At 51.0% G+C, this 13,205-nt stretch carries 13 protein-coding genes and 1 pseudogene; 1 reads left to right on the forward strand and 13 read right to left on the reverse strand.

What is annotated here, in order from left to right; genetic code table 11:
• Positions 1–694: 694 nt before the first annotated feature.
• From IT774_RS13775 to rplM, 7 genes and pseudogenes are all read right to left on the reverse strand, one after another.
• On the reverse strand, positions 695–1,159 hold the full coding sequence (locus IT774_RS13775) for a ClpXP protease specificity-enhancing factor (RefSeq protein WP_195810272.1): 465 nt from the start codon (positions 1,157–1,159) through the stop codon (positions 695–697).
• The gene (sspA, locus tag IT774_RS13780; RefSeq protein WP_195810273.1) at positions 1,156–1,788 is read right to left on the reverse strand and encodes a stringent starvation protein SspA; all 633 of its coding nucleotides are present in this window, start codon (positions 1,786–1,788) and stop codon (positions 1,156–1,158) included. Before sspA ends, IT774_RS13775 begins: the two co-directional genes overlap by 4 nt.
• Before the next feature lie 109 nt (positions 1,789–1,897).
• Positions 1,898–2,632: a cytochrome c1 gene (locus IT774_RS13785; RefSeq protein WP_195810274.1), complete on the reverse strand. Its 735-nt coding sequence runs from the start codon at positions 2,630–2,632 to the stop codon at positions 1,898–1,900.
• A pseudogene (locus IT774_RS13790) lies at positions 2,629–3,893 on the reverse strand (cytochrome b). The gene IT774_RS13785 and the pseudogene IT774_RS13790 overlap by 4 nt, the downstream one beginning before the upstream one ends.
• Entirely contained in the window at positions 3,893–4,525 is a 633-nt protein-coding gene (gene petA, locus IT774_RS13795; protein WP_195810275.1) for a ubiquinol-cytochrome c reductase iron-sulfur subunit, read from the reverse strand. The pseudogene IT774_RS13790 and the gene petA overlap by 1 nt, the downstream one beginning before the upstream one ends.
• A gap of 477 nt (positions 4,526–5,002) precedes the next feature.
• A complete protein-coding gene (gene rpsI, locus IT774_RS13800; protein WP_195810276.1) occupies positions 5,003–5,395 on the reverse strand; it encodes a 30S ribosomal protein S9 in 393 nt (130 codons plus the stop codon).
• 12 nt (positions 5,396–5,407) lie between these two features.
• Positions 5,408–5,836, reverse strand: a complete 429-nt coding sequence (gene rplM, locus IT774_RS13805; RefSeq protein ID WP_195810277.1) for a 50S ribosomal protein L13 — start codon at positions 5,834–5,836, stop codon at positions 5,408–5,410.
• 265 nt (positions 5,837–6,101) lie between these two features.
• On the opposite strand from rplM, the gene IT774_RS13810 reads away from it, so the two are divergent.
• Positions 6,102–6,995 (forward strand): type 2 periplasmic-binding domain-containing protein, encoded by an 894-nt coding sequence (locus IT774_RS13810; protein ID WP_195810278.1) that lies wholly within the window; start codon positions 6,102–6,104, stop codon positions 6,993–6,995.
• Here IT774_RS13810 and mazG read toward each other — a convergent pair.
• The 6 genes from mazG to recO all read right to left on the reverse strand — a co-directional run bounded on the left by mazG (position 6,967) and on the right by recO (position 13,201).
• Positions 6,967–7,785 (reverse strand): nucleoside triphosphate pyrophosphohydrolase, encoded by an 819-nt coding sequence (gene mazG / locus IT774_RS13815; protein ID WP_195810279.1) that lies wholly within the window; start codon positions 7,783–7,785, stop codon positions 6,967–6,969. The two genes, IT774_RS13810 and mazG, sit on opposite strands and share 29 nt — an antisense overlap.
• Positions 7,763–9,937: a GTP diphosphokinase gene (gene relA / locus IT774_RS13820; RefSeq protein ID WP_195810280.1), complete on the reverse strand. Its 2,175-nt coding sequence runs from the start codon at positions 9,935–9,937 to the stop codon at positions 7,763–7,765. Before relA ends, mazG begins: the two co-directional genes overlap by 23 nt.
• A 6-nt stretch (positions 9,938–9,943) precedes the next feature.
• Entirely contained in the window at positions 9,944–11,299 is a 1,356-nt protein-coding gene (rlmD, locus tag IT774_RS13825) for a 23S rRNA (uracil(1939)-C(5))-methyltransferase RlmD (RefSeq protein ID WP_195810281.1), read from the reverse strand.
• A gap of 18 nt (positions 11,300–11,317) precedes the next feature.
• Complete coding sequence (gene acpS / locus IT774_RS13830; RefSeq protein WP_195812309.1) at positions 11,318–11,695, reverse strand: holo-ACP synthase; 378 nt, start codon at positions 11,693–11,695, stop codon at positions 11,318–11,320.
• Between the two features lie 2 nt (positions 11,696–11,697).
• On the reverse strand, positions 11,698–12,447 hold the full coding sequence (gene pdxJ, locus IT774_RS13835) for a pyridoxine 5'-phosphate synthase (protein ID WP_195810282.1): 750 nt from the start codon (positions 12,445–12,447) through the stop codon (positions 11,698–11,700).
• Between the two features lie 64 nt (positions 12,448–12,511).
• Positions 12,512–13,201, reverse strand: coding sequence for a DNA repair protein RecO (recO, locus tag IT774_RS13840; protein WP_195810283.1), 690 nt, complete (start codon positions 13,199–13,201; stop codon positions 12,512–12,514).
• Positions 13,202–13,205: the final 4 nt, after the last annotated feature.

The following is a 13,205-nucleotide window of genomic DNA, read 5'->3' on the forward strand; positions in this document are numbered from 1 at the left end:
CGTCTTGCCCGTATCTGAGAATAAAGGGGCAAGGCGGTGGGAAACAAGGACGGGCCACATGCATGGGTAATAAGAACGGCCAACATGCCCATGGAACAAGGAGGGCCAACCTGCACGGCCATTACCCTACTTTTATTTACCCTCCCCTGGCATACGTAACCACAATGTCAGGCCGCTGATACCGTCTTACTCGACATGCGGCCGGACCCGGCCCAATGTTCCATCAAGCCGGCATACAATCCCCCCATCCCCCGGTCACCCCGGCCAGTAGCTTTAAAGTATCAGCTTCGCCCTCGCGGCTTGGCAGAATCATCAGTAACCATAGTTAAGTGGAAGCCGGCAGCAATCATTACAGAGCCTCATCTAGCGATTTGACGCCTGTCTTTCTTAATATGGTGATTGATGGTGACGGCTGCAGGGCAATAGACGAAGCATATCCCGGGGGCCGGGGTTGAACATGCAGTGTGGCAAAAGCAGTGGTGTTAATGCGGTGCTGCCTAAAGCGCAGTACTAGCAATACCCGCAACCGTTAGGGACGTTGCTTTAGCTGGCTGTGGGTGGGGACAACAACAATGCAGATTGAACACTGACACGAAGGCCAGTTTTTTGTTTTAGTAAAGCCAGTCTCCCGGCCGCGTATTACACCTACAAAAAATCCGGCGCCAGGGCCGGATTTTTAAAGGAGAAACCGCTGCTATTTGATAACTTTCAAATTCGGTTTGCCTTTTTTCGGCGGCACCGGCGCATTGTCGGAGTCTGCTTCGTTAATATCCCCGGAAGGACGGGTAGATTGCTCTGTAGCGTCCTCAATGGTTTTCTCGGTTTCAGTTGCAGTCAGGTCTTCTTCCACCGCGAATACGGTGCCAGCACCATTTTCACGGGCGTAAATCGCCATTACTGCCTGACACGGCATACTTATATTTTGTGGCTGACCACCAAAGCGGGCCTGAAACGATATAAACTCTAGGTCCATCGCAAAATTCACACAGGCTGAAGGCGATACATTCAGTACAATCTGTCCTTCTTTGACAAATTCCTGAGGTACCTCAACCAGCTCATTTGTTGCATCGACCACAATATAAGGCGTCATCTGGTTATCTACAATCCAGTCAAAAAACGCCTTCAGCAAATACGGTTGGTTCGGAGTCATAGTACTCATAAAGGATTATGAATTTCGCGTTCTTGATCCGTCAGCGAGGCTTTGAAAGAGCCACGGGCAAAAATACGTGTCATATACGCATTAATATCTTTAGCACCCGCGCCATTAAGCTCAATACCTAACGCCGGTAAACGCCACAACAACGGTGCCAGGTAGCAATCTACCAGGCTGAATTCTTCACTCATGAAATACGGCATTTCAGAAAATACCGGTGCCAGCGACAATAGGGCTTCGCGCAAGTCATTACGCGCGGCTTCCACATCGCCTTCACCACGGAAAATCCGCGCTGCAAGTGAATACCAATCGCTTTCGATTCGATGCATCATCAGGCGGCTCTGGCCCCGGGAAACCGGATAAACCGGCATCAGCGGTGGATGCGGGAAGCGTTCATCAAGGTATTCCATGATGATATGGGATTTGTACAGAACCAGCTCACGGTCAACCAGCGTTGGGACAGTACCGTAGGGATTCAGATCAAGCAGATCCTCTGGCAAGTTGCTGGGGTCTGCATAACTGATTTCTACACCCACACCTTTTTCCGCCAGAACAATGCGTACCTGGTGACTGTAAATATCAATACTATCTGAGAACAACGTCATGATAGAGCGTTTATTCGCGGCTACGGCCATTAATTTTCCTCCGTCGAGAGACACTCACACTGCTCACTAAAAGCAATGTCGTACAAGCTAAAAAAGGGGGCATCGCCCCCTTGGTGTATTATACACGAAACAATGGGTATTAGTGTACTTCTCGCCAGTATTCTTTTTTCAGAAGAAAAACAAATACAAACAGTACAACTATGAAAACCAGTACCCATTTACCAATGGTTTCAGACTGCGGCCGGAAGGGCTCGCCGGTGTATTCCAAAAAGTTCACCAGGTCAGCCACCGCTTTATCGTATTCATCGGCAGATAACGCGCCATCGCCATCGGATTGTATGCCGGTATAGCGTTTGACCATTTCGCCATCCACCATGACCTCTTCGTAGGTTTCCCGTGGGGTCCCCTGCAGGGGTTGTAGCGCATGGGGCATCCCGACTTCGGGAAACACCTTATTGTTGACGCCAAATGGCCGGTTTTTGTCTACATAAAAGGTTCGCAGATAGGTATACAACCAGTCTGCACCGCGCACCCGGGCGACCAGGGTCAGGTCTGGCGGCGGCGCGCCAAACCAGGTTCCGGCGCTTTCTGCCGGCATGCCCCGCTTTATGTAGTCGGTAGGTTTATCCCCGGTGAACTGAAGGTATTTCTCGCCCAATTCTTCAGGAATTTTTAAGTCTTCAAAGGTGCGGCTGTAACGCTGATATTGCATTGAGTGACAACCGGCACAATAGTTCATGAAGGTCTGAGCGCCACGCTGTAATGAGGCTTTATCAGATAAATCGATCGGCGCTTCATCAAGAGGGATATTCCCTGATGCGGCCATCGTGGTGGACGAGAAGCACAGAGCCGCTAAAAATATCAGTTTTCTCATCGTGGGATCCTCGCAGGCACAGGCTTGGTATTTTCATTCTTGCTGTACAAAAACAGCGCCACAAAGAAGCCAAAGTACATTACTGTGGCGATTTGCGAGGCGATGATTTTCCAGGGTTCCTGAGGCGTACCGCCCAGATAGCCTAAGAAGATAAAGACCACGGCGAAGACCAGCAAATTCACCTTATGCAAACCACAACGATAGCGCCAGGATTTCACCGAGCCACGGTCAATCCAGGGCATGGCAAACAACGCGGCAATAGCACCAAACATAGCCAGCACGCCAAACAGCTTGTCAGGCACCGCTTTCAGGATTGCGTAGAACGGCGTGAAATACCAGACCGGGAAAATATGTTCCGGGGTTTTCAGCTGATTCGCAATTTCAAAGTTTGGATGTTCTAAAAATTTACCGCCCATTTCCGGGGCAAAAAACATCACATAACAAAAACCAAATAAGAAAATACAGAATGCCACCAAATCTTTTAGCACGATATGCGGAAAAAACGGCACTACATCATCAGCGATGTCGTACTTATCGGTATAGTATTCGTGGATTTTGTAGGGTGTCTTTTCGCTTTCTGACAACGAGCCTTTTTTATGTTTAATGGCCACCCCATCCGGGTTGTTCGACCCCACTTCATGCAGCGCAATAATGTGCAGGAACACTAAAATAACAATAACCAATGGCAGGGCAATAACATGCAAGGCAAAAAACCGGTTGAGGGTGGCGCCGGAAATGACATAGTCGCCTTGCAGCCAAATCACTAAATCAGGACCAATTACCGGAATAGCCCGAACAACGACACAATAACCTGCGCGCCCCAGTAGCTCATCTGACCCCAGGGCAATACATAGCCCATAAAGGCTTCAGCCATTAACGCCAGATAAATAAACATTCCAAACACCCACAGCAACTCGCGGGGTTTTTGATAAGAGCCGTAAATCATGCCCCGGAACATGTGCATATACACCACAATAAAGAACGCCGAGGCGCCGGTGCTGTGCATGTACCGGATAATCCAGCCATAGTCTATTTCACGCATAATGTATTCTACCGAGGCAAAGGCTCCTTCTGCGGTAGGTACAAAATTCATGGTTAACCAGATACCGGTAATAATTTGATTTACCAGGACGATGGTGGCCAGAAAGCCGAACACATACCAAAAATTCATATTTCTGGGTGCCGGATATTGAATCGCGTGCATATTCGCCACGCGCATCATTGGAATTCGAGCTTCAATCCATGCTAAAAAAGAACTCATCAGGCCTCCTGCGCAGTTGAGCCGATGATGACATTGGTATCATCAACAAACTGATACGGCGGCACCACCAGGTTCAGTGGCGCGGGGACGCTTTGAAAGACCCGCCCGGCCATATCGAATTTGGAGCCGTGACACGGGCAGAAAAAGCCATCAGGTACGCCCTGTACAATTTCTTCAAATGCGCCGTTTTTCAGATACTGTGGTGAGCATCCCAGGTGCGTACAAATGCCGACCAGAATAAGGTACTCTTCTTTTAAGGAGCGATACTGATTCTGCGCAAACGCAGGTTGTTGTTCCATTTCCGAACCAGGATCTTTGAGCTGCGCTTCATGCTCGCTCAATGATTCAAGAATTTCAGGCGTTCGTCTGACAATCCAGACCGGCTTGCTACGCCACATCACGCGAATCAACTGACCCGGCTCAATGGCGCTGATATCAACTTCCACGTCTGCGCCCGCCGCCTTGGCTTTGGCACTGGGATTCCATGACGCAATAAACGGTATTGCTGCACCAGCGACCCCTACGCCACCGACCACCGAAGTCGCGACGGTTAAAAAGCGCCGCCTTGTATTATCCTTCGGCCCCTTGGGCCCAGGTGCAGAGGTGTTTGCATCTACAGATACATCGCTCATCCACATTTCTCCAGGTTGGATGCTGAACAGGCTTAATAACGCAGGCCCTGTCATTTTCAGCCATAACAATGTGTTAGCGGGCCACTTATCATACCCTTAATCACACTGTTAATTTTATAATATGTTATTTTTCGTACAAAATAATACGGGAAAAGCCTTTCCAGTTACAAGGTTTTAGTACGCGATCTGAACAAAATAGCCTGAAACGGTGGGTTATATTTTGTTTAAATACGGGGGAAGGTGGTGGCTGTGGGCTATGCCAAACCCATCCCCATCGCGGTTGCTATCCCTGGATATCGGCTCTGGGTGGCGAGCTACACAGCTACCCTCATTGCTGTAAACGGTTGGGTAAGCGGTTGAATAAGCGGGGCAGAAATCTTAGAAAATACATTAGTCTGCTAGTTGACGATGCCCGGCACATTGTTACAGACATAAAAAAACCCGGTAAAAACCGGGTTTTTGCAATAAGCGATAAAATTAACGCTTTGAGAATTGTGGACGCTTACGTGCTTTATGCAGACCCACTTTCTTACGTTCAACGCGACGATCGTCACGAGTAACGAAGCCTGCTTTACGCAGAGATGAGCGCAAGGTCTCGTCATACTCCATCAGAGCACGAGTCAGACCGTGACGAATCGCACCAGCTTGACCGTTAGAACCACCACCGGCAACGGTGATGTAAACGTCAAACTTTTCAGTCAGTTCTACAAGTTCTAGTGGTTGACGAACCACCATGCACTCGGTTTCACGACCAAAGTACTCATCAAGAGCACGTTTGTTTACTGTGATGTTACCTGTACCTGGACGCAGGAACACACGAGCAGTAGAACTTTTGCGGCGGCCAGTGCCGTAGTATTGAGTATCTGCCATGTCAGTTGCTCCTTAGATGTCCAAAACTTGTGGTTGCTGTGCTGCGTGAGCGTGTTCGCCACCAGCGTAAACTTTCAACTTACGGAACATTGCACGACCCAGAGGACCTTTTGGCAGCATTCCTTTAACTGCTTTTTCAAGTACCATTTCTGGCTTATGAGCAAGCAATTTTTCAAAGTTTGTCTCTTTTAGACCACCTGGATACCCAGTGTGCGAGTAGTACATTTTGTTCAGTGCTTTGTTACCAGTTACAGTAACTTTGTCAGCATTGATTACAACGATGTAGTCGCCCGCATCTACGTGAGGCGTATACTCTGGCTTATGCTTTCCGCGCAGACGGCGCGCAATTTCAGAAGCCAAGCGGCCTAATGTTTTGTCAGTGGCGTCAACCACGAACCAGTCACGTTGTACCGTTTCTGGCTTTGCAACAAAAGTTTTCATTTAAATTCACCCGAAAAAAAATCGTCGTTACTGATTTCTCATATGAAATCACCTAAAAAATCAATGTATTGACCCCTTCGAGCCTATTGATTCTTCCACCTTCCCAAAGGTGGGTACTGGGCAGGGCGCGAATTATACAGGATTTGACCAAAAAGCGAACCCCCGGTTAAAAGAAAATTAAAGTATTTGCCGAGCACTAAAATGCTGACAAATATTTGGGTAGTGGCTATGTTTAAAAGTTAACAGGATTATCGGGTCTGAAACTATGAAGATTACTGTGTGGCTGGCGCTGCTTTGTTGTTGCGGGTCCGCCTGGGCCCGCTCGGTGGTTTATACCCAATCCTTTGGCGGCGAGGAATATGGGCAATATCACATTGAGGTGCTCAACGCCGCATTGCAGATCACCGAAAAAGCTTATCCACCGGTCGGGGTTACCCCCCACCCGGTGCCAATGTCACAAAGCCGTCAGCTTGCCTCGGTACTAAAAGGTGAAGCCGATGTAATGTGGAGCGTCACCACAGACACCCTGGAGCAAACTTTACTGCCGGTTCGGTTTCCACTGCTGCAGGGGCTTGGGGGCTACCGGGTCTTCGTCATTCACAAAAATATGCAGCCATTCTTTCAGCCGGACTGCAAACTGGTGCATATCAAAAACTTGCAGGCAGTCCAGGGCGCGGACTGGCCCGATTACACCCTATTGAAACATCACAACTTTACGGTAAGCAGCGCCTCCTGGACCGACTGGTATACGACCATGTATCGTAGCCTGGAACGGGGGTTAGTGGATTATTTTCCACGCAATGTAATTGAAGTGCATCGCGATCTGGCGTTTCATGGCAGCAAGCACCTGACCATTGAGCAGCATCACCTGCTTATCTATCCCAGCTATGAATACTTTTTTGTGGCACCCGACCAGCCGCAGCTGCAACAGCGTTTGCTTGAGGGATTGAAAATGCTGGTGAAAAACAACCAGCTGGCCCGGATATTTGAAAAATATCAGTATCATCAACAGGCCATAGGATTATTACAGCAATCTTCACGAGTCCGTCACCACCTCGACAATCCCGGATTAAGTTATGAATTTACCTACCCATTCTGGACCCGTACCCCTGATAAAACCATTGATGAGCTTAACCAGTTGCAGTTTCCTGTGCCTTAACCGTTTGCCATAGCTGTTCAAGCTGTTCCAGATTCAAGTCAGCAAGCGGGGCCTGTTGCTCACGGGCCAGTTCTTCAACCCCACCAAAGCGTCGGGCAAATTTCAGACTGGCCCGCCGTAAGGCACCGTCGGCATCAACATTACAATGCCGCGCCAGGTTGACCATGGCGAACAGCGCATCACCAATTTCTTCTTCAATGCGGGCCTGGACAGGCTCCGGTTGTTCCAGTTCAGCCTGAATCTCGCCCAGCTCTTCATTCACTTTTGCCAAGACCGGTGCAGGTGTAGCCCAGTCAAACCCAACCCGGGCACAGCGTTTTTGCAGTTTTTGCGCATACATTAGTGCCGGCATGCCTTTGGGTACATCATCTAAAATGCTGTCTGCTGCCGGCCTGCCCGCTTTTTCGGCGGCTTTAATGGCCTCCCACTGCTGCTCCATATCGTTGGCAGTAGCCTGCATGTCAGCAAACACATGGGGATGACGGCGTACCATTTTGTCGGCAATTGAGCCGGCGATGTCATTAAAGTTAAACCAGTTTTGTTCGTTGGCCAGCTGCGCATAAAATACAATCTGAAACAATAAATCCCCTAGTTCATCACAGATTTCGCGAGGTTGATTTTGCTCAATGGCATCCACCACCTCATAGGCTTCTTCCAGGGTAAACCGGGTCAGACTTTGCATGGTCTGCTGACGGTCCCAGGGACAGCCAAATTGAGGATCGCGCAGGCGTGCCATCACCCGTAACAAGCGTGGCAAATTATCATGCTCAGCTGGTTTTTCGTTTGACATCCACCACCCCTTTTAATTGATTTAGCTGGTTCATGAGTTTCGATAAGGTATGCAGATCCGGCACCTCCACCGAAATCGCCACTAGCGCGGTTTTTCGGGGTTTGTCGGTGTTACTGTTGACCATAAGCAAGGCCACACCGTGGTTGGCCAGCACCGTGGTGATATCCCGTAGCAGGCCATCACGGTCGCTACAAAAAATATCGATGCCGGTTTCAAAGCCCACATTTAAGGTATGCGACCAATTTACATCAATCAGCCGTTCCGGGTGTGACTCACTCAAATGCTGAAGTTGTTCACAGCCCGTTTTATGCACACTCACCCCCCGGCCCTGGGTGATATACCCCATAATGGGCTCGCCGGGCACCGGTTTGCAACAGTTCGCCAGCTGACTCATCAAATGGCCAACCCCTTCTACCACCACGGTATCTTTTTTACCTGTAGCCCCTGCCGTTTTGCGGGTTTTCAGCTTGGGGCTAAGCTCGGTCTCGGCCGGTGCCGGCTCCAGCCGCTGTTGCAGAAAGTGCACCACCGACATGACCCGCACATCGCCGGCCCCAATCGCGGCATGCAAATCTTCAGGCTGAGCAACGTTGAATTTCTGACACGCATGGACCACATCTTTAAGCGGTACATGGGCCCGGTTAAGCTCGCGCTCCAGCAGTTCTTTCCCCGCCAACTGGTTCTTTTCTTTGTCCTGCTTTTTGAAAAACGAATGAATGGTGGCCCGGGCTCTCGAAGAATGCACGTAGCCCAGGCCCGGATGCATCCAGTCGCGGCTGGGATTTAATTGTTTGCCGGTATGGATCACCACCTGGTCGCCACTTTGCAGCTGATAGGTAAACGGCACGATGCGGCCATTGACCTTAGCCCCAATACAGCGATGGCCCACATTACTGTGTATGTAGTAAGCAAAGTCCAGCGGGGTAGCTCCCTGGGGTAAATCAATAACATCGCCATTGGGGGTAAATACGTAAACCCGGTCATCAAATACCTGGCTACGCAGCTCCTCGACCACATCACCAGACTCAGCAACTTCTTCCTGCCATTGTAAAATGCGCCGCAACCAGTTGATGCGCTCATCATACCCCGATGCTTTACCGGCAGAGCCTTCCTTGTATTTCCAGTGCGCCGCCACGCCAAGTTCAGCGTCATTGTGCATCTGCTGGGTGCGGATCTGAATTTCTACCGCTTTGTCCCCGGGCCCTTCAATGACGGTATGGATGGACTGATACCCGTTTGCCTTGGGCGTGGCAATATAATCGTCGAATTCGCTGGGAATGTGTCGGTAACTGGAATGTACCGCGCCGAGTGCGGCGTAGCAGTCCTGCAAACGGTCGGCAATAATACGGACCGCGCGGATGTCATACAACTGCTCGAAGGTAAGACGTTTTTTTTGCATCTTTTTCCAGATGCTGAAAATATGCTTGGGGCGTCCATACACCTCGGCGCGGATATTTTCCTGATCCACCAGGCTTTGCAGATGCGCGACAATATCGTCAATATACTGGGCACGTTCTTTACGTTTGCCGTCAAGCTGTTTGGCGATTTGCTTATAGGTAACCGGATGCAGATACCGAAACGCCAGATCTTCCAGTTCCCACTTCAGCTGACCAATGCCCAGCCGGTTGGCCAGCGGGGCATAAATACTTGCACATTCACGGGCGACCATCACCCGGGTTTCTTCGTCGGCCTTTTTCACCTGCTGCAGGGTACAGATGCGCTCGGCCATTTTAATCACCACCGCCCGCACATCTTCCACCATCGCCAGCAACATTCGCCGGATGCTGTCAATGTGCTGCTCGCTGGCGGCCTGACTGGAAGAGACGCGGCTACCATGCAAGGCTTTAATGGCATCCATTCGCCGCACACCAATGATCAGCTGTAGAATATCGGGTCCAAATTCCTGCTCAATGGCTTCTTCATTTAACTGATGTTCTTCGCAATAAGGAAAGACCAGAGCGGCCTGCAAGGTGGCATCGTCCATATTGAGCTGGTGCAGAATTTCCACCATCTCCTGGCCCACCAGCAAACGCTCAGGATGCTGCGATATGGCCCGCAGTTTTTGTTTAGTATGGTCGTTCAGCGACAGGCTATCCAGCCAGTGTTCGAACGGCGGCCGTTGCGGCTCATGTACTTTTCGTGTTGATACCATAATTTATCAACTCGCTTTGACTGTGACATTTCGGGGAAACGACAATAATGCCATGACTTCCAGATGACGGGTATAGGGAAACATCTCGACTAACCCAATCTTTTCCACCTGATATCCGGCTGCCAGCAACAGCCGTAAATCCCGGGTAAAACTGCTGGGATTACACGAGACATACACCACCTTGCTCACCGGATGTCGGGCCAGCGCCTCACAGACAGCCTGCGCGCCTTCACGGGAAGGATCCAGAATAACCTTATCAAAATCGGCGGTTAGCGCGGCTTCGACCACTTTGGGATCAGACAAATCCTGATGTTGCCACTGAATGCTATCAATGCCCTGGGCCTGGGCATTCGCCTGCCCTTTAGCGACCATTGCTGCAACCCCTTCCACGGCGTGCACCCGGGCGCCACGCTGAGCCAGTGACAAGGCAAAATTACCCAGACCGGCAAACCAGTCGGCAATCACCTCACCCGGTTGCGGCGCCAGCCATGCCATTGCCTGAGCAATCATTTTTTGGTTCACCGTAGCATTGACCTGAACAAAGTCCTCGGGCGCAGGCGTCAGCTGCAAATTGTCTTCGGTATGGCACACCAGAGTCGCCTTGTGATGCAGTGGGTGCTGCTTATTATGTTGATCTTCAAGTACCACATTACACTGATGCTGCTCTCCGAAGGCGGCTAAATCCTGGTGCATCGCCTCACTCAGATCGCGGCTGGTCTTAACACTTATCTGGGCGATGTTGTCACCGGCCAACACCTGGATATGACCCAGGTGGCGACTGTTGGGGTGCTGATTAAGCAGTGTTTTTAAGGGCACTATCAGTGCCTGTAACGAGGGCACCAGAATCGGACAGTCAGGGATATCCACCACGGCGTTGCTGCCCTGCCGGCGATAACCCAGTTTGACCGCACCGGGGGTGCGACCATCAATGGCCAGCCGGGCTTTGCGCCGATACTGTGGGCGCGGGCCGGTTAATGCCGGCTGCCAGGGCAGATCTTGCAACCCGAATTGCCGGGTCCAGTAGTCGCTCATCGCCTGCTGGCGTTCAGTCAGGGCACTGTCTGCATCCACATGTTGTAACTGACAGCCCCCACACTGCTGATACACCTCACAAAAAGGCTGCTGGCGCTTGTCGCTGGGCGTCACTACTTTGGTGGTGATGGCCCGGGCCGTTTGTTTTTGTGCATGCGTGATGCGGACATTGACCGTTTCACCGGCCAGGGCACCTTCCACGAACAGGACGGGCTGCTGACTACGGCATACGCCATTGCCCTGCATATCGAGACTGTCGATACGAATATCTTTCAACACTTTTGGTTTGTTGTTGGAAGATTTTTTTTCCGGCTTGTAAAAGCTGACCATAATGCGATCCGTTACAATTTAATATTCTAATATCACGGTAGCCACCGCGTAGTGTTGTTCATCAGAGATAGAAACATGACTGTGCTTAATATTGCGTTGTTCACATTCGTGGGCAAAGCCGTCACTGAACACTAAAAAAGGCGCCCCACCGGGATGATTTTCTACCCTGATATGCTGCCAGCTGATCCCTACTCCAATGCCGGTACCTAACGCTTTAACCGCCGCTTCTTTGGCGGCAAAGCGTTTGGCCAGATAACGGGCCGGCTGGCTATGCGCAGCAAACCGTTCCAGTTCGGCCGGGGTCAGAATCCGGCGGGCCAGACGATCGCCGCGGGCGAGCGCCTGCTCAATGCGGCTCAGTTCAACAATATCGGTGCCAATGCCTGCAATGGCCATCATCAATCTACCGTATGACTGCCAAAGCGGGCTTCGAGCATCAGTTTACGCATATCTGCCACCGCTCTCGCCAGCCCGTCAAAGGCGGCTCGAGCAATAATCGCATGACCAATATTAAGCTCCACCAGTTCCGGAATGGCCGCCACCGGCTTCACATTGTGATAATGCAAACCATGACCGGCATTCACCTTTAAACCCTGACGGTGGGCATACCGAATCCCGGTGGTTAGCCGTTCCAGCTCGGTTTCAACCGCGCCGGGCGTGGTGGCTTCGGCATACTGGCCGGTATGAATTTCAATGTACGGTGCCTGACACTCCAGCGCGGCATCAATCTGATGCTGCTGGGCATCAATAAATAAACTCACTTCTATTCCCGCCGCTGCCAGACGCTGGCAGGCGGCCTTGACCGCGGCCAGATTACCTGCCACATCCAGGCCACCCTCAGTGGTCAGCTCCTGACGTTTTTCAGGCACCAGACAACAAAATGCCGGCTTAATCTGTTCCGCAATCGCCAGCATTTCGTCGGTGACGGCCATTTCCAGATTAAGACGGGTATTGATGGTTTGCGCCAGCAGGGTGACATCACGGTCGGTAATATGCCGGCGATCTTCACGCAGATGCACCGTAATACCATCGGCGCCGGCGCGTTCAGCAATATCGGCAGCATGAACGGGGTCAGGATAAGCTGTGCCCCGGGCATTGCGAAGGGTAGCAATATGGTCAATATTGACCCCTAGAAAAATCTCGTTCATGAAGAAATCTGCTTGTTAATAGGCTGGCTTTGAGTGTATCAAAAAAGCCGGTACGCAGCAGGCGTTAGCGAAATAATTCACGGCTTTTTAATGGTTTGTCCCCTAAAAGCGGCAATAAAGCCTGGCGCGCGATGAGTTTGGCCGCCTGCCGGGCCGGTGAGTCCCATTCCCGGGCCGCCATCGATAGCAAAGCATAGCCGGGCACGCTGCGTGGCTGTACGGCTTTTTTCGCACGCACAATGCCAAGCTCCTGCACAAACTGATACCAGTCCTGGGCCACCACCGGCTCCCCGGTGCTGGCATCGTGGAGTAAATCAGGCAACTGACCCATTTCATCGAGTAACGCAAACTCAAAGTTGCGCAAGGCAATATCAAGTGGGTCTTCACTGCTCAATGCCACCAGCGTCTGTTGATAATGATCGTACAAATCTTCACAGGTGAGGGCTTTGGGCAAGACCCGGCTTAGCAACTCATTGACATACATGGCACAAAACAAAGGTTTGCCCTGTAAAAACAGCATGGCTCCGGCGCTTTCTATCTGCGCTAGATTTTTAAGCTCAGAGCGACCCGCCAACTGGATGGTCACCGGCGCAAAGGGTTGCAACAGACTTTTGCGATCACCTTTGCTGTTTTTAACACCTTTAGCCACTGCACTGACCAGCCCGCCATCCCGGGTAAAAAAATCCACCAGATAACTGGTTTCCCGGTAAGCCCGCCGGTGCACCACAAATGCAGCTTGCCAGACACCTCTCATAATG

Source organism: Salinimonas marina, from assembly GCF_015644725.1.
Lineage (GTDB): Bacteria > Pseudomonadota > Gammaproteobacteria > Enterobacterales > Alteromonadaceae > Alteromonas.